General features: G+C 60.5%; 21 protein-coding genes. 9 read left to right on the forward strand and 12 right to left on the reverse strand.

Translation table 11 applies throughout. From position 1 onward, the window contains the following. Positions 1–389 precede the first annotated feature (389 nt). A complete protein-coding gene (locus tag CIB54_RS26550; protein ID WP_065952803.1) occupies positions 390–1,184 on the forward strand; it encodes a class II aldolase/adducin family protein in 795 nt (264 codons plus the stop codon). 55 nt (positions 1,185–1,239) lie between these two features. Here the strand turns inward: CIB54_RS26550 and tkt are convergent, their stop codons facing one another. After that, positions 1,240–3,297 carry a transketolase gene (tkt, locus tag CIB54_RS26555; protein WP_101221424.1) on the reverse strand — a complete coding sequence of 686 codons (2,058 nt, stop codon included), beginning with the start codon at positions 3,295–3,297 and terminating at the stop codon, positions 1,240–1,242. Between the two features lie 175 nt (positions 3,298–3,472). Here tkt and CIB54_RS26560 point away from each other — a divergent pair, with 175 nt between their 5' ends. Continuing rightward, complete coding sequence (locus CIB54_RS26560; RefSeq protein WP_065888320.1) at positions 3,473–3,697, forward strand: DUF465 domain-containing protein; 225 nt, start codon at positions 3,473–3,475, stop codon at positions 3,695–3,697. Positions 3,698–3,759: 62 nt separating this feature from the next. Here the strand turns inward: CIB54_RS26560 and CIB54_RS26565 are convergent, their stop codons facing one another. Further along, complete coding sequence (locus tag CIB54_RS26565) at positions 3,760–5,136, reverse strand: 2-oxoadipate dioxygenase/decarboxylase HglS (protein WP_101221425.1); 1,377 nt, start codon at positions 5,134–5,136, stop codon at positions 3,760–3,762. A 265-nt stretch (positions 5,137–5,401) separates the two neighbouring features. Between CIB54_RS26565 and CIB54_RS26570 the strand changes: the two genes are divergently transcribed. Both CIB54_RS26570 and CIB54_RS26575 read left to right on the forward strand, forming a co-directional pair. Continuing rightward, complete coding sequence (locus CIB54_RS26570) at positions 5,402–8,050, forward strand: MGH1-like glycoside hydrolase domain-containing protein (protein ID WP_420094177.1); 2,649 nt, start codon at positions 5,402–5,404, stop codon at positions 8,048–8,050. A 126-nt stretch (positions 8,051–8,176) separates the two neighbouring features. Further along, complete coding sequence (locus tag CIB54_RS26575) at positions 8,177–8,806, forward strand: hypothetical protein (protein ID WP_101221426.1); 630 nt, start codon at positions 8,177–8,179, stop codon at positions 8,804–8,806. A gap of 65 nt (positions 8,807–8,871) precedes the next feature. Here the strand turns inward: CIB54_RS26575 and CIB54_RS26580 are convergent, their stop codons facing one another. Both CIB54_RS26580 and CIB54_RS26585 read right to left on the reverse strand, forming a co-directional pair. Next, positions 8,872–9,186 (reverse strand): SCP2 sterol-binding domain-containing protein, encoded by a 315-nt coding sequence (locus tag CIB54_RS26580; protein ID WP_101221427.1) that lies wholly within the window; start codon positions 9,184–9,186, stop codon positions 8,872–8,874. Positions 9,187–9,242: 56 nt separating this feature from the next. Further along, entirely contained in the window at positions 9,243–9,953 is a 711-nt protein-coding gene (locus CIB54_RS26585; protein WP_065952798.1) for a histidine phosphatase family protein, read from the reverse strand. Positions 9,954–10,145: 192 nt separating this feature from the next. On the opposite strand from CIB54_RS26585, the gene sohB reads away from it, so the two are divergent. After that, positions 10,146–11,171: a protease SohB gene (gene sohB, locus CIB54_RS26590; protein WP_101221428.1), complete on the forward strand. Its 1,026-nt coding sequence runs from the start codon at positions 10,146–10,148 to the stop codon at positions 11,169–11,171. 127 nt (positions 11,172–11,298) lie between these two features. Then, on the forward strand, positions 11,299–12,798 hold the full coding sequence (locus tag CIB54_RS26595) for a sensor domain-containing diguanylate cyclase (protein ID WP_101221429.1): 1,500 nt from the start codon (positions 11,299–11,301) through the stop codon (positions 12,796–12,798). A gap of 47 nt (positions 12,799–12,845) precedes the next feature. On the opposite strand, the gene CIB54_RS26600 is transcribed toward CIB54_RS26595, so the two are convergent. Both CIB54_RS26600 and CIB54_RS26605 read right to left on the reverse strand, forming a co-directional pair. After that, on the reverse strand, positions 12,846–13,064 hold the full coding sequence (locus tag CIB54_RS26600; RefSeq protein ID WP_065952795.1) for a hypothetical protein: 219 nt from the start codon (positions 13,062–13,064) through the stop codon (positions 12,846–12,848). Continuing rightward, positions 13,064–13,363, reverse strand: coding sequence for a hypothetical protein (locus CIB54_RS26605; RefSeq protein ID WP_101221430.1), 300 nt, complete (start codon positions 13,361–13,363; stop codon positions 13,064–13,066). Before CIB54_RS26605 ends, CIB54_RS26600 begins: the two co-directional genes overlap by 1 nt. A 308-nt stretch (positions 13,364–13,671) precedes the next feature. On the opposite strand from CIB54_RS26605, the gene CIB54_RS26610 reads away from it, so the two are divergent. Further along, entirely contained in the window at positions 13,672–14,529 is an 858-nt protein-coding gene (locus tag CIB54_RS26610; protein ID WP_065952793.1) for an SDR family oxidoreductase, read from the forward strand. A 120-nt stretch (positions 14,530–14,649) separates the two neighbouring features. On the opposite strand, the gene CIB54_RS26615 is transcribed toward CIB54_RS26610, so the two are convergent. The 4 genes from CIB54_RS26615 to CIB54_RS26630 form a co-directional block, all read right to left on the reverse strand. Continuing rightward, the gene (locus CIB54_RS26615) at positions 14,650–14,901 is read right to left on the reverse strand and encodes a hypothetical protein (protein ID WP_101221431.1); all 252 of its coding nucleotides are present in this window, start codon (positions 14,899–14,901) and stop codon (positions 14,650–14,652) included. Beyond that, positions 14,898–15,155 carry a DUF6555 family protein gene (locus CIB54_RS26620; RefSeq protein WP_065952791.1) on the reverse strand — a complete coding sequence of 86 codons (258 nt, stop codon included), beginning with the start codon at positions 15,153–15,155 and terminating at the stop codon, positions 14,898–14,900. The genes CIB54_RS26615 and CIB54_RS26620 overlap by 4 nt, the downstream gene beginning before the upstream one ends. Before the next feature lie 90 nt (positions 15,156–15,245). Further along, the gene (locus CIB54_RS26625) at positions 15,246–15,527 is read right to left on the reverse strand and encodes a hypothetical protein (RefSeq protein ID WP_101221432.1); all 282 of its coding nucleotides are present in this window, start codon (positions 15,525–15,527) and stop codon (positions 15,246–15,248) included. A gap of 98 nt (positions 15,528–15,625) precedes the next feature. Continuing rightward, positions 15,626–16,378 carry an OBAP family protein gene (locus CIB54_RS26630; RefSeq protein WP_065952789.1) on the reverse strand — a complete coding sequence of 251 codons (753 nt, stop codon included), beginning with the start codon at positions 16,376–16,378 and terminating at the stop codon, positions 15,626–15,628. Positions 16,379–16,458: 80 nt separating this feature from the next. Between CIB54_RS26630 and CIB54_RS26635 the strand changes: the two genes are divergently transcribed. Continuing rightward, positions 16,459–16,638 (forward strand): hypothetical protein, encoded by a 180-nt coding sequence (locus tag CIB54_RS26635; protein ID WP_101221433.1) that lies wholly within the window; start codon positions 16,459–16,461, stop codon positions 16,636–16,638. A 53-nt stretch (positions 16,639–16,691) separates the two neighbouring features. Here the strand turns inward: CIB54_RS26635 and CIB54_RS26640 are convergent, their stop codons facing one another. Then, entirely contained in the window at positions 16,692–16,994 is a 303-nt protein-coding gene (locus CIB54_RS26640; protein ID WP_101221434.1) for a hypothetical protein, read from the reverse strand. A 31-nt stretch (positions 16,995–17,025) separates the two neighbouring features. Continuing rightward, positions 17,026–17,280 (reverse strand): hypothetical protein, encoded by a 255-nt coding sequence (locus CIB54_RS26645; RefSeq protein ID WP_065952786.1) that lies wholly within the window; start codon positions 17,278–17,280, stop codon positions 17,026–17,028. 182 nt (positions 17,281–17,462) lie between these two features. Between CIB54_RS26645 and CIB54_RS27535 the strand changes: the two genes are divergently transcribed. Beyond that, on the forward strand, positions 17,463–17,612 hold the full coding sequence (locus CIB54_RS27535) for a hypothetical protein (protein ID WP_175413311.1): 150 nt from the start codon (positions 17,463–17,465) through the stop codon (positions 17,610–17,612). The last annotated feature ends 235 nt before the right edge of the window (positions 17,613–17,847 follow it).

Consider the following 17,847-nt stretch of genomic DNA (forward strand, 5'->3'; position numbering starts at 1 on the left):
TGGCCCAGTGCGGCTAACCCGGCGTCCTGCCGGGTTACCCACGGATTCAAGCCTGCGTTCGGCCAGCGTGGTTTAACGGGGCGCCTGAGATCAAAAGCAGATCAAGATCAAAAGCCAGATCTAGATCAGGAGCGGCTCGCTTCGCATCGTGGTTACGTTTCGCGCTACAGAGTTGTGTAATACCTATGCCTCGATGAGTGTCAGTAAGCACACTGTTGACTGACTCACCGCCATCGGGGGCAAGCCCCCTCCCACATTGGTCTTGTGTTGTTGTGGCTGTTTTATGAAAATTAATAATAATTAGCTTAGATTAAAATGTGCTTTTTATTATTACTGGGCATCCCCTAGGCTGGCCTTGAAGTCCTTAAGGCCATCCGGGAAGTTTTGCCATGAGCAGCGTTACCTCGCTATCGAGCGTCGCCAATACCGTCCGCCAACGCGTCACGCCAGAGGAGTGGGAGGTGCGCGTCAAACTGGCCGCCGCCTATCGACTGGCGGCCCTGTACAAGTGGACCGACCATATCTACACGCACTTCTCCGCCCGTGTGCCAGGGCCCGAGGAACATTTCCTGATTAACGCCTTCGGGCTGTTATTCGATGAGATCAGCGCCTCGAACCTGGTCAAGGTCGACCTCGACGGCACCCTGGTCGACGATCCCACCGGGCTGGGCATCAATTACGCCGGCTACGTGATCCACAGTGCCATCCACGGTGCCCGCCACGACTTGCAAGCGGTGCTGCACACCCACACACGTGACGGTATTGCGGTGTCCGCACAGAAGGACGGCTTGTTACCGATTTCCCAGCACTCCATCGCTTTCTCCGGTCGTGTGGCCTATCACGGCTACGAGGGGGTGGCCCTGGACCTGGACGAGCGGGAACGGCTGGTGGCGGACCTGGGTGACAAGAGCGTGATGATCCTGCGTAACCATGGGCTGTTGACCGCAGGCATCAGCGTGGAGCATGCGTTTCAACAACTGCAAGGGCTGGAGCGGGCGTGCACTATTCAGATTGCGGCGCAGGCAGGCGGGAAGGCGGAGTTGGTCTTCCCGCCCGCTGAAGTGGTGGCCAGGGTCGAGCAGCAGGCCAAGGTCTTCAGCAGCGGGGAAGGGCCTGGGGTGACGCGGCATTGGAATGCATTGATTCGGCAGTTGGAGCGCACCGATACCGACTATAAACATTGATCCCGAGCCGCACGCAGATGCAGCAGGGAGCAAGCCCCCTGTGCATTGCCGCCGTTTATTCAGGCCGGGTGTGCTGGATTTGCTGCTTGGCCAGCGCCACCACATTTTTCACGGTGAAGCCGAACTTTTCCTGCAACTTCGACAGGGGGGCCGAGGCGCCAAAGCTGTTCATCACCACTTTGGCGCCAGACTGTCCGACGTAGCGATCCCAGCCCAGGGGGCCGGCCTGCTCCATCACCACCCGGGCCTTCACGGTCGGCGGCAAGACGCTGTCGCGGTAGGCCTGGTCCTGGTCTTCAAACAATTCCCAGCTGGGCATCGACACCACCTGCGCGGCAATGCCTTCGCCCGTGAGTTGCTCGTAGGCCGTGACCGCCAGGCTGACTTCACTGCCGGTGGCGATCAGGATCACCTCTGGCTTGTCCGCACCGGCCAACACATAGGCGCCCTTGGTCGCACCTGCGGCCGACGCGTAACGGCTACGGTCCAGGGTCGGCAGCGGCTGGCGCGACAGCACGACACAGCTGGGCCGATGGGTTTGCGCCAGCGCCACCTTCCACAACTCAAGGGTTTCATTCGCATCCCCTGGGCGCAGGGTCAGCAAGCCCGGGGTGGCGCGCAGTTGGGTCAGGTGTTCGATGGGTTGATGCGTCGGGCCGTCTTCGCCCACGCCGATGGAGTCGTGGGTAAACACGAATATCACCGGCAACTCCATGATCGCCGCCAGCCGGATCGGCGGTTTCATGTAGTCGCTGAAGACCAGGAACGTCGAGGTGTAGGGCCGCAGGTAGGACAGCGCCATGCCGTTGGCAATCGCGCCCATGGCATGCTCGCGAATACCAAAGTGCAGGTTGCGCCCGCTATAGTCGTCGGCACTGAAACGGCCCGCGCCGTCGAAGGTGAGGTTGGTCTTGGTCGACGGCGAGAGATCCGCAGAACCGCCCAGCAACCACGGGATATTTTGCGCAAAAGCGTTCAGCACCTCGCCGCCCGACGCTCGGCTGGCGACGCCCTTGGCATCGGCCGCAAAGCTCGGCAGATCGGCCTGCCAATGCTCGGGCATTTCCCCGGCACGCATGCGCTGCAGCTCATCGGCGCGTTGTGGGTCGAGGGAGGCCAAGGTCTGGTTCCACTCGGCATACAGCGGCTCGGCCCGCTCAACGAGTGCATCGCGCAATGTTGTGCGCGCCTCATCGGGCACCAGGAAACTGGCGTCCTCCGGCCAGCCATACGCGGCCTTGGTCAGGCGAATTTCATCCTCGCCCAGCGGCTCGCCATGGGCGGCAGCGGTGTTGTGTTTGTGCGGCGAGCCGTAGCCGATCACGCTGTCGACCACAATCAGGGTCGGTGCGCCGGTATTGGCCTTGAAGGTCTCCAGCGCCACACTCAATGCCTGCAGATCATTGGCATCGGTGACATGCACGGTGTGCCAGCCATACGCCTGGAAGCGCTTGATCACATCTTCACTGAAGGCCAGCTCGGTGTGACCCTCGATGCTGATGGTGTTGTTGTCGTAGATCCAGCACAGATTATCCAGCTGCAAATGCCCGGCCATCGACGCCGCTTCACTGCTGATGCCTTCCATCATGTCGCCGTCACCGCACAGGGTGTAGACGTCGTAATCGAACAGCACCTGGCCGTCGCGGTTGAAACGCCGGGCCAGCCAACGCTCGGCCATGGCCATGCCCACGCTGTTGGCGCAGCCCTGGCCCAGGGGGCCAGTGGTGGTTTCCACGCCGGTGGTCATGCGGTACTCGGGATGCCCCGGGGTCTTGGAACTCATCTGGCGGAACTGTTTGATGTCGTCCAGGCTGACCGCCGGCTCACCGGAACGCTTGCCGTGGGCGTCGATTTCCACCACGCCGGCCAGGTGCAGCAGCGAATACAGCAGCATCGACGCATGCCCCACCGACAATACAAACCGGTCACGGTTGGGCCAGTCGGGATGCTCCGGGTGATAACGCAGGAAACGACTCCACAACGTATAACCCACCGGCGCCAGGCCCATGGGCGTGCCGGGGTGGCCCGAGTTGGCCTTCTGCACGGCATCCATGGCCAGGGTGCGGATAGTGTTGATGCATTGCGTGTCGGCGGCAGTTGCGGTGTGATTCATGAAACCGGTCTCCCTCGAGTGGCGATCTACAGTGGAGGGCAGGGCAGGCCAAAAGGTTTGATCCCATCGCCAGGGTTGCGACGAACGGGGCTGTATCGACTGCAAACATGACAACACCCCGGTCAATGGGCTAGCTTCAAGGGGTAGGCCATTGATCAACTTGTGGAGGTAAGTCATGCCAGTGAAACACGACCTGTATCAGGACTTGGGGTTGAGCAAGGAAGTTGTCCACGAGCGCAGGGCGGGGGACAAACGGCTGGACTCGCTGCTTACGCAATACGACGCTGCCGACGGGGAGGTGCTGAAGGCTGAATCGGCAAGCGCCAGTGATGAGGACGTGGAGAAGTTGAAGAAGAAACGGTTGCTGATCAAAGACGAAATTGTCGCGAAGTTGGGTTAAGCAAAAACCGCTGCCGGTGGACGCTCTGGTTATATCTGCAGCGTTTTATACCGGCAGCTTTTTTATACCAGCAGTGCTCTCACACACGCCTCCACGGAACGCTGCTGCGTTTCGTCATATAACTGCAACTCGTCAATCGTGCTGCGGCCCAGCGCCTTTTCGAACTCGGCTTTGTTTGAATGGGCCGCGTAGTGGCTCTGCGCGGCATCGCCCAGGTTCGACTGGAAGATCCCCGCTGCGCTCACCGGCAGGAAGTCCTCGTACACCAGCGGTTCCACCTCCACGTGCCCTGCACTGAGCAAGGCCTGCAGCGTGCGCGGTGGGTCGGGCTGGCCGCGGGCTGCGAGGCCTTTTTCGCTGGGGAAATAGCGAAAGTAGGCCAGGCCTTGTTCGCGCATCTGCGCGTGGTTGTCCGGGAATGCCTGGAAGTGTTGCTCCAGCAATTGCTCGTAGCGCGCGGCATTGGCCTCGTTGGGTGCCGCGCCGAGTTCATCGCGGGCGGCGTTCAGTAACTGGTCGTACAGGGCGCGGCCCTTGGGCGTGAGCGCGACGCCGCGTTGTTCGATTTCACCGAAGCGCGCGCTGTGGCGGCCCTGGGCATCGGTAAAGGCAATGGGTTCGTCGAGGGCCTTGAAACTGGTCTGGCGCAGCAGGATCGGGCAATGGCGTCGCGGTGGGCCTTCGATCACGGCTTTGGGTGTGATGCCGTGGGCGGGCATGGCGGCCTGTACCTGATCGATGTCCAGGGTACGCGGGGTGAGGTGGTTGATGTGCGGGCCCTTGAAGGCCACCACGTCGGCGATCAGGCGATGCTGGTCGCTGAGTTGCCGATACTGTTCGGCCGTGACGGTGGCGCTGTGGTGCCAGCGAAAGGTCTCCAGCGCCTGGCGGATAAAGGCCTCGGCATCCTCGGCATCGAGGCCGCCGTCGGTTTCGGCCTGCTCGATCAACGCCAGGGCCCCTGGGGTGAAGATCGACCGCTTGGCCAGGGCGGTTTCGGCGAAGCTGCGCAGCGCGGGGTTTTCGATCAGCTCCAGGCGCAGCAGCGAGGTGAACACGCGGAACGGGCTGGCTTGCAGTGACTGCTCATGCACGGCGCGAAAGGCGGTGGAATGCACCGGCACGCCCGCCGGTGTCAGGTCGTAATAGCCCACTGGTTGCATGCCCATCACGGCAAACAGGCGGCTGATGGTCGCCAGCTCGGCGGTGGTGCCCAGGCGGATCGCACCGTGGCGTTCCATGCCCAGGCGCTGGATCTCGCCGGTGCGGTGCAGGTGCCCGGCCAGGCCCTGGTCGCTCTCCAGCACGTGGGCATTGGTCTGCGCCACCAGTTCCAGCAGCGCGCCGTACAACGGAACTTCATCCCGGTACATGTCGGACATCGCCTTGGAAAAGCCCTTGCGGATCTCATCGGGGCTGACATGTGCAGTGGCGTGCATAGAAAAATTCCTGATGGCTGGGATGACAAAAGTGGCCTTGTCCGGATTTTGTTGAGCGGCGCGCCGGCTTGCAAACGAAGAATCCTCTGGACTTCATTCTGCAAATGAATGAGATGACATGAATATGACCACATCTGGCAAACACACCGGCACCGCCGACCAGGACCAGGCCCGCCTGCTCTTCAACTGCGCGTACGCCCTCTTCCAAGTCTTCATGTGCATCCGGGCGTCATTGGGTTCTACACTGCTGCTCATCCGGCAGGCGATGGAGCACTCAATGACGGCCACACCCACACACCCGATACTCGACACCCTCGAAGGCCAGCGGCTGGCGACGGAGGATGCCGAATGCTGGCGCGAGTGGGGGCCTTACTTGAGTGAACGCCAATGGGGCACTGTGCGCGAGGACTACAGCGCCGATGGCGACGCCTGGGCCTATTTCCCCCATGAACATGCGCGCAGCCGCGCCTACCGTTGGGGCGAGGATGGCCTGGCCGGTTTCAGCGACAAGGCGCAACGCTGGTGCCTGGGCCTGGCGCTGTGGAACGAGCGCGACGCGATCCTCAAGGAACGCCTGTTCGGCCTCGACAACGCCGAGGGCAACCACGGTGAGGACGTCAAGGAACTGTACTTTTTCGTCGATGGCGTGCCGAGCCATGCCTACATGCGCATGCTCTACAAATATCCCCATGCGGCGTTTCCCTACGCCGACCTGCTCGCCGAAAATGCCCGCCGTGGGCTTGAGGATGCCGAGTACGAAGTGCTCGACACCGGCGTATTCGAAGACAACCGCTACTGTGATGTAACGGTCGAATACGCCAAGCATCAGCCTGACGATATTTTCATGCGCGTCACCGTGCACAACCGCGCGGACCAGCCGACGCGTGTGCAGGTGTTGCCCCAACTGTGGGCGCGCAATGACTGGAGCTGGACCTTTGACGCGCCCAAGCCGCAGGTGTGCCTGGACGGTGAGCGGGTGCTGGCCCGGCATCATGAGCTGACTGACCGTCACCTCAGCGCCTGGGGCCAGGACGGCCTGGAGTGGCTGTTCTGCGAAAACGAAAGCAACGTCCCCAAGCTCGATGGGCAACCGGCCCCGGGGCCGTTCAAGGATGGCATCAACGACTATGTGGTGGGCGGCGCAGACTCTGCAATTCGCCGCGACACGGGTACCAAGGTTGCCGCGCGTTTCAGCCTCGAACTGGCGGGCCAGGAGAGCAAAACCCTGTACCTGCGGTTTGCGCCGGTGGACGCGCCCCAGGTCAATGCACGCAAGCTGTTCGAGCTGCGCCGCCAAGAGGCGGACGACTTCTACGCCGCCTTGCAGCAAGGCATTGCCGATGCTGACGCGCGCAATGTGCAGCGCCAGGCCCTGGCCGGGTTGCTGTGGTCCAAGCAGCTCTACTACTTTGATGTAAACCAGTGGCTCGGCGACGACCCGGCCCAACCCGCGCCGCCGCCCGAGCGCCTGCATATCCGCAATACCCATTGGCGGCACTTGTCCAATTTCGACATTTTGTCCATGCCAGACACCTGGGAATACCCGTGGTACGCGTCCTGGGACCAGGGCTTCCAGGCCGTGGCAATGGCGCTGATTGATCCGGGGTATGCCAAGCAACAGTTATTGTTGCTGGTTAAAGATCGCTTTATGCACCCCAATGGCCAGCTGCCGGCGTATGAATGGCGTTTCGACGACGCCAACCCGCCGGTACACGCCTGGGCCAGTTGGCGCGTGTATCAGCAGGACAAGGCGCTGACCGGCGTGGGCGACATGGACTTTCTCGAGCGGATTTTCCACAAGCTGCTGCTGAATTTTTCCTGGTGGGTCAACCGCAAGGACGCCGAGGGCCGCAACCTGTTCCAGGGCGGCTTCCTGGGCCTGGACAACATCGCCTTGTTCGACCGCTCGGCCACCTTGCCGCCCGGCTACCAGCTGGATCAGGCCGACGGCACCGCGTGGGTCGCGGCGTATGCCCTGGACCTGATGCGCATTGGCCTGGAACTGGCCAAGCGCAATGGGGTGTACGTGGATATCGCGGTGAAGTTCTTTGAGCACTTCCTGTACATCGCCGGCGCGATCAACCGCGTGGACGACAGCGCCGAAGGCTTGTGGGATGAGCAGGACCAGTTCTTCTACGATGTGCTGCACCGCCCGGACGGCCAGAACGAGCCGGTGCGCCTGCGCTCCATCGTCGGCCTGATGCCTTTGTTTGCCGTGTTGGTGCTGGAGCAGCGCGAGCACGAAGGGCTGCAAGGCCTGCGTGAGCGACTGCTGGGTTTTATGAAACACCGGCCGGACCTGGCCAAGCTGGTGTCGCGCTGGAACGAACCGGGGCAGGGCAACCGCCTGTTGCTCGCCTTGCTGCGTGGCGAGCGCACCAAGGACCTGCTGCGGCGCATGCTCGATGACCATGAGTTTCTGTCAACGTTTGGCGTGCGCTCGTTATCCAAGGCCTTTGCCGAACAGCCGCTGGCGCTGAAGATGAACGGCGACACCCTGTGCGCGCGCTACCAGCCCGGCGAGTCCGACTCACGCTTGTACGGCGGCAACTCCAATTGGCGCGGGCCGTTGTGGATGCCGGTGAACTACATGCTGATCGAATCGCTGCGCGAGTTTCACCGCTACTACGCGGATAATTTCTCGGTGGAGTACCCTACGGGCAGCGGTTATCTGGCGTCCCTTGAGGAAGTGGCAAACAGCCTCAGCCAGCGCCTCACGCGCTTGTTTCTACGCGATGAAAATGGCCTGCGCCCTTCGATGGCGGGGTATGCGCAATTGGAAGCGGACCCGGCCAGTCGCGATCTGGTGTTGTTCCATGAGTATTTCCACGGCGAAACCGGGCGTGGCCTTGGGGCGTCGCATCAGACGGGGTGGAGTGCGTTGGTGGCGTTGTTGCTGCAGCCGAAAAGCTAAGCCGCGCCACTGGCTCGCTTTTCTGTGGGGGCTTCATTGCTTGCGACAGTGCAGGCAAAGAATCCCGCCACCAAAAGGCTTGAATCAGGTAGATTCGCCGGCCTTACCCTTACAAGGATGTAGATCATGGCAAACCGCGCCATCGTTTCAAACCCTGCCAACCTGCTGGGCGCATTGCTGGTCAGCGCCGCTGCGTTGCTCGCCTGCCTGCCGGTTGGCAGCGCCGGTGCGCAGGAACTGAGGGCAATGTGCCTGGCATGCGATGTCGGCTTTGCGACCGATGCGACTAAATGGGTCAAGAACGGCATGTACCGTCTTGACGCAGTGACGCTGACGGATGACGAAAAGGAGATGGGTGCAGAAGCCGACGAGAAACGCAAAATGACCCGGATCAAACCTTTGGTTCTGGGCATTGATGAAAATGATGCGTTGGTTCAGGCAAGCGTAGACGCAATCGATGCCATGGGTAATTCCGGACGCGATAGCAGTGTGTTGGAGCAGCATTGGCCCGACCTGACTCGTCGTGCGCGGTACGCGTACAGTCTTTTTATGGCTGAAGATCAACCTGTGGACTTTTATAAAGTCTATGTGCGGGTAGGTCGCAATCAATACATGGTGACGGTTGGCCGGGACGTGGAGAGCGGCGAATTCAAGATGAGACCGGGCCATTGGCGGTTCCTCAATGAATACGGCAACCCGGGTTCGCCAGAAGAAGTGGCGCAGTTTAAAAAAGTCGAAGCCGCTGCTGGGCGTTGATAACGAGGCTTGGGCCAGAAATGAAAAATCCCGCAGGAAGGCGGGATTTTTTGAGCGCGGCGTTATCAGGCCGGGAACAACTCGCTCAGCTTCATCGCCAGCATCATGTCGCCTTCGGTGCGCAGTTTGCCGCCCATGAAGGCCTGCATGCCGTCGGTGGAACCGTCGACGATGCCTTCCAGGGTTTCGCTGTCCATGACCAGGGTCACTTGGGCGTCCGGGTTTTCGCCTTCCTGCAGTTCGCAGGTCTTGTCCTTGACCACCAGCGAGAAGTTCTTGCTGTCGTCGATGCGGAAACCGAATACCAGGTCCAGGCCTTCGGCAGCGCTTGGGTTGAATTTGGCTTTCATTGCTTCTACAGCTTTGGCTACGTCAGTCATGGTTTCGATCCTTTAGGGTGGAGTCCAGTGACCTTGGGGTCACGGTTGGCCGCAGCTCATCGGAAAGTGATGAGCTGCGGCGCCTTCAACAGCTGCAAGTGGGCATGACTGTTGAAGGAAGCCAGTACCACCTCGCGACCGCGGAATTTCAGCTGGTTGAGCGAGGTGTTAACAATTTGCCAGTTCAGTTCGAACGCCTGGGCGACCGGCATTCGGGTAATCAGGTGGAGCAGGGCGGTGATGGTGCCGCCGGAGGTAAACACTGCAATCTTTTGCGAGTTGTCGGCTGCTTCAAGGATGCGCTGCAAGCCGCCCTCGACACGCTCGACAAACCCCTGCCAGCTTTCCAGTCCTGGTGGGTCGTAAGTGCCGGCCAGCCAGCGCTCGATGATCAGGGCGAAGATGCGCTGGAATTCGCTGCGGTTCTGCGCGCCATTGCGCAGGATGTGCGCGGCGTCGGGTTCGGCGCCAAGCAGATCGGGAAGCAGGCCGCGAATGATCGCCTCGCCGTCGAATTCGTTGAATGCACTGTCGACTTCCAGAGGCGGAGCCGGCAGGCCCAGGGCGCGGTATTGGTCGAACGCAGCGGTGGCGGTGTGCTGCTGGCGGCGCAGATCACCCGACAGGCAACGATCGAACGTCAGCTCCAGCTCTGCCAGGTGGCGACCGAGTACCTGGGCCTGTTCCACGCCGACGGGCGACAGGACGTCATAGTCGTCTGCACCGAAGGAGGCCTGGCCATGTCGAATCAGATAGATGCTGCCCACGTCCGTTTTCCCGGTACGTTGAAAGTCTGGCGAGGTTATGAGGATGCCCGCGAGCTGTCAATGAAAAAACATACGCTTGTTTTAAAAGCCCGTTAGAGGTGCGTTGCTGGCGGTCTGGGCACTGGTCCGCAGGCAGTGGCGCCGGTATGCTGGGCCATCCGCGCCTGGCGCAGTGCATTCTTAAGGAGACATATGGATTTTTTGGCCGAATACGCGAGCTTTCTGGCGAAGACCGTCACCCTGGTGGTCGCTATTGTGGTGGTGCTGATCAGCTTCGCGGCCCTGCGCAGCAAAGGGCGTCGTAAAGCCGCCGGCCAATTGCAGGTCAGCAAGCTGAACGATTTCTACAAGGGCCTGCGCGAGCGCCTCGAATCGTCCTTGCTCGACAAGGACCAGCTCAAGGCCCTGCGCAAATCCGAAAGCAAAGCCGAAAAAAAGCAGGGCAAGCACAAGCCTGAGGCCAAGCCCCGGGTGTTCGTGCTGGATTTCGACGGTGATATCAAGGCATCGGCCACCGAAAGCCTGCGGCATGAAATCACCGCATTGCTGAGCCTGGCCACCCCAAAAGACGAAGTGGTACTGCGCCTGGAAAGCGGCGGCGGCATGGTGCACAGCTACGGCCTGGCGTCGTCGCAACTGGCGCGTATTCGCCAGGCGGGCGTGCCGTTGACCGTGTGCATCGACAAGGTCGCGGCCAGCGGCGGCTACATGATGGCGTGCATCGGCGAGAAGATCATCAGCGCCCCGTTCGCCATCCTCGGTTCCATCGGCGTGGTGGCGCAGTTGCCCAACGTCAACCGTCTGCTGAAAAAGCACGATATCGACTTCGAAGTGCTGACTGCCGGCGAATACAAGCGCACCCTGACGGTGTTTGGCGAAAACACCGAGAAGGGCCGCGAAAAGTTCCAGGAAGACCTGGACATCACCCACCAGTTGTTCAAGAACTTCGTCTCGCGTTATCGCCCGCAATTGGCGATTGACGAGGTCGCCACCGGCGAAGTGTGGTTGGGTGTTGCCGCTCTCGACAAGCAATTGGTCGACGAACTGCAGACCAGCGACGAGTACCTGGCCACCAAAGCCCGCACCGCAGAGGTGTTCCACCTGCACTATGCCGAGCGTAAAAGCTTGCAGGAGCGTGTAGGGCTGGCCGCCAGTGGTTCGGTGGATCGTGTGTTGCTGACCTGGTGGAGCCGGCTGACCCAGCAGCGGTTCTGGTAAAAGCTGCTCTGTTGGTGCGGGTCCTTCAGACGGCTTGTATGCGTGCGCCCCGGAACCGGTGGCCGCTGTGAGTACCGACGTTCGAATGATGGCTGGAACACATACCAGGCTTCCTTAAGGTGCTGACGTGAAGCGTGATACCCGTCTTGTGATGCTTTTGCTGTTGGTCATCGGCTGTTCCCTGACTTCGTTGACGATTTGGAAAGTCCTCTCTTCCCGTGAGCGGGCGCTGGCGGAAGTGGACGTGCATGGCTTGAACCTGGCCCAGGCGCTCAACACCTACACCGAAGGCATCGTGCGGCAAAGCGCGCTGCTGTTGCTGGGGCTGGTCGAGCGCCTGGAAACCGAAGGCAGTGGCCCGGCGCAGATCCAGCGCATCAACGCGTTGATCCGTCGACAACAGCCGCTGATGCCGCAACTGAGCGGCATCACCATCTATGACCGGCAGGGCGGTTGGCTGATGTCCTCCAATCGCCTGATTCCGGCGGGTGCCAACAGTAGCGCGCGTGCGTATTTCATCCATCATCGCGACGATCCGAGCCGTGAGCCGTTCATCGGCCCGCCGATCCAGAGCCATACCAACCAGGAATGGGTAGTGACCGTCAGCCGCCGCTTCGATGACGCGGCCGGCCACTTCGCCGGCGTGGTCGCCGTGACGCTGGGGGTGGAAAACTTTCTGCACGTGTTCGGTAAACTCGACATCGGTCAGGAAGGCGCGATCGGTTTGTCTTATACCGACGGCACCTTGCTGGTGCGCTACCCCTTTCGCGAGCAGGACATGGGCCGCAACTTTTCCAAGTCGCCCATCTACTCCCAATATCTGGTCGACCGCTCCGTCGGCACCGCGTCGTACACCTCCAGCCTGGATGGCGTAGAGCGGCTGTATGCCTTCCGCAAAAGCGAAAGCCTGCCGTTGATCACCACCGTTGCCCTGGGCAAGCACGAGTCGCTGGCAGCCTGGCGAACGGAAGCGGCGTTGTCGGCGGTGGTGGTGGCGGGACTGCTCGGCCTGACCGGTTTGATCGGCTGGTTTCTGATTCTCGATATTCGCCGGCGAACCCTGGTGGAAGACGCGCTGCGTATCGCCCAGCAACAGTTGCTGGAGTCCAACCGGCAGCTTGAACTGCTGGCGCTGAAGGACGCGCTGACCGGCCTGGCCAACCGCCGCTGCTTCGATGAGACCCTGGCCCTGGAAGCGCGCCGGGCGCAACGCGATGGCACGACGTTGGCCTTGCTGATGATCGATATCGACTATTTCAAGCGCTACAACGATGCCCTGGGTCACGTCGCCGGCGATGCCTGCCTGCAGAGGGTCAGCACATTGCTGGAGACCTGTGTGCGCCGGCCTTCTGACCTGGTGGCACGTTACGGCGGAGAGGAATTAGCCATCATCATGCCCGCGACTGACAGCGATGGTGCGGTGGTGGTGGCGCAACTGATCATTGATCGGCTGCTGCGGGAAAACATCGCACATCCGGGCAGTCCGTTGGGACGGGTGAGCGTGAGTATCGGCGTTGCAGCGGTAGCGGGTGCTGAACTGGAGCCTGTGCTCAGCTTCATCGAGGCGGCCGACAAGGCGCTTTATGGCGCGAAGTCGGCGGGGCGTAATGGATTTGCGCTGAGTTGATGGGGGAGAGGGCTTGCCCCTCCGACATTGACCTTGTTGGCTCAAGCTCAATCGGCACACGCCAGAGCGCACTGGCGACTGCCGAGCTTGCGCAAGCGCTCAACCGGTGTGTTCGCCATTGCTTCCTCATGCAGGGCGGTTTCCAACGCTTGCAGATGCCGCGAAAGGATCTTTATCGATCCGCTCGGGTTCGCAGGGTCGAACGGGATCTTGCCGTTGGCGACCAGCACCATCGCCAGCTCCCAGGCCCGTTGTGAATTATTCATCACGCCACCTCCTGTTCAAGCATCACTACCGGCGCATCGTTGATCGCCACGCTGGATGTGGGCGCCGGGAAATGTGTGTTGAGCACACCCAAATGCTCGATCGCCTCACGGAACAGCGCTTCGGCCTTGGCGCGCAGGCGCAGGTATTGATCGAACTTTGCGCTATCGAAATCGGCGCACTCCAACAGGTCGAATGCCTCGCGGCTGATGGCGTTGGCTTCATTGAACAGCTTCTGGTTTTGCTCCATTGCCAGTTGGCGGCAGGCCATCCGCTTTGTGTAGAGATCAGCGTGTTGCATGCGTAAATCCTTCTTCAACAGGTTCCGATAAGGCTGTGACCGGCCTGGAAAGCGACGGTATCAATTTGCTTGCCTTTGAAATATTGATCAATTCAACGATTCAGTTCCGTCGCAACTATCGTTTTTTTAGATTCAGATGGCAGGGGCAGCGTCCAGCCCACCCGGCCTGACCACCACGCCGTCTTCGCTGGAGCACGGCAAGGGCTGAAAAAAGCCAAAGCAACGGTCATCTGATTTTCCTGAAATTGCTCTGAACTATCGTGCTCGGACAACCCTCGCAACACTATCCATACACAGGAGGGAATCCGATGACCCACTACCCAAAGCCACCCTTCAAGCCACAGCAGCAGCCCGTCCCCGGGGACCAGCGCAAGATGGACCCAATGCCCGATTGCGGTGAGCAAAGTTACAAAGGCTCGGGCCGAATGGCCAACAAGATTGCCTTGGTCACTGGCGCCGACAGCGGTATCGGGCGTGCGGTGGCGATTGCTTTTGCCCGCGAAGGTGCCGACGTTGCGGTGTCGTATCTGGATGAACACGAGGATGCGAAAGAGACCGCGCGCTGGGTCGAAGCGGCGGGGCGCCAGTGCCTGCTGTTACCCGGCGACCTGGGCGAGGCGGCGCAGTGCAGCGCCATCGTCAATGACACGGTCAAGCAGTTCGGACGTATCGACGTACTGGTCAACAACGCCGCGTTCCAGATGACCTACCAATCGCTGGAAGACATCCCCGACGAAGACTGGGTAAAAACCTTCAACATCAACATCACCGCGATGTTCCGGATCTGCAAGGCGGCGCTGCCGCACATGGCCAAGGGCAGTTCGATCATCAACACCACCTCGGTCAACTCCGACATGCCCAACCCGTCACTGCTGCCCTATGCGGCCACCAAGGGCGCGATTGCCAACTTCACAGCAGGCCTGGCGCAGATGCTGGGCGAGCGCGGGATTCGCGTGAACAGCGTGGCGCCGGGGCCGATCTGGACGCCGCTGATCGTGTCGACGATGACCGACGACATGGTGAAGGAGTTTGGCGGCAACACGCCGCTGGGTCGGCCCGGCCAGCCGGTGGAAGTGGCACCGATCTATGTGCTGCTGGCGTCGGACGAGGGCAGTTATATCTCTGGCGAGCGCTTTGGCGTGACGGGAGGCAAGCCGATCCTCTGAACGTGCGCCCCCGCTTGCTCAGGCGGGGGCGACCGAAGATGCCGAGTACGCTGCATATCTAAATGTGGGAGGGGCTTGCCCCCTCCCACATTGGGTACTCAGTGCTTTCGGACCTCTGGTTTACTTCTTGCTGGCGCGGTGAATGCGCATCCACTCTCGATAAGCGGCGGTACGCTGCGCATCCGCAGACTTCTTGGTCTCGGTGAAGCGCGCCCAGATGGCCGCATCGCCGCTATAGGATTCGATGATTTCGTACGCCAGCGCATCCAGTCGATCCGCTTCGAAAAACATCTGACTGTAGTGCGCCACCTCGGCGTCCACCGCCTGCCGCTTTGTAAAGTCCGGCACCTGGCTGCTCACCTGACTGTTCATGGTGTAACCCCCTCCGCCCATTGGATAGCTGCAGCACCGCTCCAGCGCACGTCCGTAATGCCGTATTTTTCCGCCATTGGCTTGGAGACGCGCTTGAGGTTGTTTTGCCCGAACCTGGGGATGACCGCCACGCCGGCATCGCAACTGGCCCAGTGCCATGCTTCAGCGTTATTCATGCGCGCCGCGCGCACGATAAACGACCTGGGCTTGCCGTGAAGCTGATAATTGATGGTGAATAACTCGTTGTTTTTCATGAGGCCTCCCTATGCTCATGAACTACAGATATTTGGCGTCAAGAATAATTCAAAGAAGTTGTCAGACAATGCGATAACGTGCGCTCTGCCTCAATCGTCCACCGTGAAGGTGACCGAGCCTGGCCCGTCGGCGGGGCGTTCCAAGGCCACGATGACACCGCTGAGGGACGTGCCGTCGGGCAGGTTGACCGTGACGGAGTTGGGATGGCCGGGCCATTGCAGCGGCGCGGAAAAATCCACGCGGACAATGGTTGGCTTGCCGCTGCGGGTCATTTTTATATCGACATTTTCATTCAGGCATTCATCATCTTCGGTGCCCAGATGGCGCGAAGCGGTGATGATGCTGACGGTGTCTTTATGGTCATAAGACATGGACGGATTCCTTGTGCAAAGGGCAGCAAATGCGCCCCGATTCTTGTTGGGCAAGCGCCGGCAAATGATCGTTCAATCCAAATGACCGGCTGCCGCCGTCAGTGTTGGTGAGCGGTCTGGGTGGGATCGACGATCTGGATGATGTTGCCCTGACGCCAGGCGTCCGCACCGGGCGCGATGGGCGGAGCGACAATGTCGGCGCGGTCGGTCTTTTTACTGGCACTGTCGACCCCCAGCCGCTGATCCCGCTCGGCGACCATCTTCGCGTCGGCCTGACCGTCGGCGGTAAACCCCATCATCAATTGCGGAACCCCCAGCGGCAGACGCTTGTGCAGGTCGGTATGCCAGGTGTGCCAGGTCTTGCCGTAGGTATGCACCAGTTTTTCCATCAGCGCGTGTTCGGCCACCCCTGGAATACCGGGTGCGACCAATTGGCCCGATTTCACTTCATGCACGTGGCTGTGCCACAGCGCCTTTTCCGCCGCAGGCAGCGTGTTGAACAACTGCTCGCTGATGATGTACTCCACCCCCATCAACTTGGCATCCTTGCGGTTGCCGTCGTAAATCACGCACTGGATCACCTCCTCATTGAGGATGGCGCAGTAGTGATGGGCTTCCATCTGCACGTCGGGATGGCCGTTGTAGAAGTGAAAGCCGTCCAGATAGGCATTCAGCGCGTCGATGGGCGGGCGCGATTGCAATAGGGCGGCGCCGGCGTCGAGGCTGCGCGTGGTGGCTGACTTGGCTTCGCCGGGCGCGACGACGTTCGAGGCCGAATCATTGCCGGCGCAGGCGGTCAGCGAGGCAATCGAAATCGCCAGGCACACAGAATGCAGGCGGGTAATAGTCATTGGCAATCCCTCCATGGGCGGTTGTAGAGCACATCTAGAAAGCCTGCCGAAGTGGGTGTTCAACCGGATTGATGCGCTGCATGCCCGACGCAAGATTGGCGGAACAACCGCTCGACGTCCCGGGTCATTTTTATAAATGTTCAATCGCGCGAATGGACATCGCTATCGAGTGTGGCTATGTCGTCTACTCGCCGCAGGCCAAACAGCGCCTGCTGGGCGTGGGGTCGCGCGAGCAGGTGCAGCTTGCTGCAGCGGTGTAGGGGTTGAAGTGGCTGGCGCCTTTTCACCAACGCGCATTGGCGGGGGAGCGCGGTTAGCGATCAGTTGCCCCCGGCCGTTGCGGCTGACGTGCAACGTTCAACACCAGTTCATCGGTGTCGGATGCGTGGGCTTGCAGACGGACGCCATGATAGGTGAGGCCTTCTCCCTTGATCGTAACCGTATGGGCCTTTTCCAACGTCTGCGGCCACGGCGACAGAATACGCAGCCTTACGCACTCGCCGTTCTCCGTAATCCGGGCCTGGCACTCACAGGAAAGCGGCTTTACGCCGAACAGCGTGTCTTGAAGGTAATCGATTGTGCAGTGTTGCGCTGGTGTAGCAGAGGTATGCGGCATGGGAAGCCTCGCTCTGTTCTTGTCGCAGCAGTTAGCCCACGGATGAAAGACGGGATGTTTTTCGGGACACCACCATGTCTTCGAGGATTTCGCGTACCAGCCGGTTGATGCCTGACTCGCCGTGGTAGCGGGCGCGGTTGATATTGGCGATGGTGAACTGATTGGCGTCGGGCGCGAGCACCGTGACGGACAGGCTGCTGTCCGGATTGATCGTGCAAGTGACAATGCAATTGGGCAGCCGCTCTGAAAGAGCCTGCTCGATTTGCGTTCTGGTCAACGTGTCCATGGGATCACCGGAGCAGGCCTTAGCGGATCAAGGTTAGCTCAAATATCCTGTGCGTAACAGCTAGCAAGTTAATGGCACACCATTCGTCAGTCTCACCGCCATGGCAGGGAACGTTCATGCCTGCGCGCGGGCCTCACGCAGCAAGGGATGACCACTATTGCGCTTACTCACCAGGTGACTTCATGAAAAAGTTTTATATGGGCTTGAGCCTTTGCAGCGTGTTCCTGCTGCACGGCTGCTTCGACAATTCCGATAACACCACCAAGGACAACACCAGCGGCAGCAAGTCTTCGGTGCAAATGCAGGAAGGCAAGGCCGACGACAGCAAGTAGGCCGCGCTTCGCCAGGTTGCACACGGTGGAAAGGTGGAGGGGCTTGCCCCTGATGGCGGTGTGTCAGTTAACAATGTGCTTACTGATACGCCCTCATCGGGGCATGGGTTTCTACGCAACGCTAACCACGATGCGCAGCGAGTCGCTCTTGATCTTGATCTGGCTTTTGATCTTGATCTTAGGCGCCCCGTTAAACCACGCTGGCCGAACGCAGGCTTGAATCCGTGGGTAACCC

The organism is Pseudomonas fluorescens (assembly GCF_002837185.1).
In the GTDB taxonomy this organism is placed as follows: Bacteria; Pseudomonadota; Gammaproteobacteria; order Pseudomonadales; family Pseudomonadaceae; genus Aquipseudomonas; species Aquipseudomonas fluorescens_AM.

Bases quoted from the DNA above. Each gene is read 5' to 3' on its own strand.
- CIB54_RS26550 (WP_065952803.1), top strand. From the start codon at position 390: ATGAGCAGCGTTACCTCGCTATCGAGCGTCGCCAATACCGTCCGCCAA.
- tkt (WP_101221424.1), bottom strand. From the start codon at position 3,297: ATGAATCACACCGCAACTGCCGCCGACACGCAATGCATCAACACTATC.
- CIB54_RS26560 (WP_065888320.1), top strand. From the start codon at position 3,473: ATGCCAGTGAAACACGACCTGTATCAGGACTTGGGGTTGAGCAAGGAA.
- CIB54_RS26565 (WP_101221425.1), bottom strand. From the start codon at position 5,136: ATGCACGCCACTGCACATGTCAGCCCCGATGAGATCCGCAAGGGCTTT.
- CIB54_RS26570 (WP_420094177.1), top strand. From the start codon at position 5,402: ATGGAGCACTCAATGACGGCCACACCCACACACCCGATACTCGACACC.
- CIB54_RS26575 (WP_101221426.1), top strand. From the start codon at position 8,177: ATGGCAAACCGCGCCATCGTTTCAAACCCTGCCAACCTGCTGGGCGCA.
- CIB54_RS26580 (WP_101221427.1), bottom strand. From the start codon at position 9,186: ATGACTGACGTAGCCAAAGCTGTAGAAGCAATGAAAGCCAAATTCAAC.
- sohB (WP_101221428.1), top strand. From the start codon at position 10,146: ATGGATTTTTTGGCCGAATACGCGAGCTTTCTGGCGAAGACCGTCACC.
- CIB54_RS26600 (WP_065952795.1), bottom strand. From the start codon at position 13,064: ATGAATAATTCACAACGGGCCTGGGAGCTGGCGATGGTGCTGGTCGCC.
- CIB54_RS26605 (WP_101221430.1), bottom strand. From the start codon at position 13,363: ATGCAACACGCTGATCTCTACACAAAGCGGATGGCCTGCCGCCAACTG.
- CIB54_RS26610 (WP_065952793.1), top strand. From the start codon at position 13,672: ATGACCCACTACCCAAAGCCACCCTTCAAGCCACAGCAGCAGCCCGTC.
- CIB54_RS26615 (WP_101221431.1), bottom strand. From the start codon at position 14,901: ATGAACAGTCAGGTGAGCAGCCAGGTGCCGGACTTTACAAAGCGGCAG.
- CIB54_RS26620 (WP_065952791.1), bottom strand. From the start codon at position 15,155: ATGAAAAACAACGAGTTATTCACCATCAATTATCAGCTTCACGGCAAG.
- CIB54_RS26625 (WP_101221432.1), bottom strand. From the start codon at position 15,527: ATGTCTTATGACCATAAAGACACCGTCAGCATCATCACCGCTTCGCGC.
- CIB54_RS26630 (WP_065952789.1), bottom strand. From the start codon at position 16,378: ATGACTATTACCCGCCTGCATTCTGTGTGCCTGGCGATTTCGATTGCC.
- CIB54_RS26635 (WP_101221433.1), top strand. From the start codon at position 16,459: ATGCCCGACGCAAGATTGGCGGAACAACCGCTCGACGTCCCGGGTCAT.
- CIB54_RS26640 (WP_101221434.1), bottom strand. From the start codon at position 16,994: ATGCCGCATACCTCTGCTACACCAGCGCAACACTGCACAATCGATTAC.
- CIB54_RS26645 (WP_065952786.1), bottom strand. From the start codon at position 17,280: ATGGACACGTTGACCAGAACGCAAATCGAGCAGGCTCTTTCAGAGCGG.
- CIB54_RS27535 (WP_175413311.1), top strand. From the start codon at position 17,463: ATGAAAAAGTTTTATATGGGCTTGAGCCTTTGCAGCGTGTTCCTGCTG.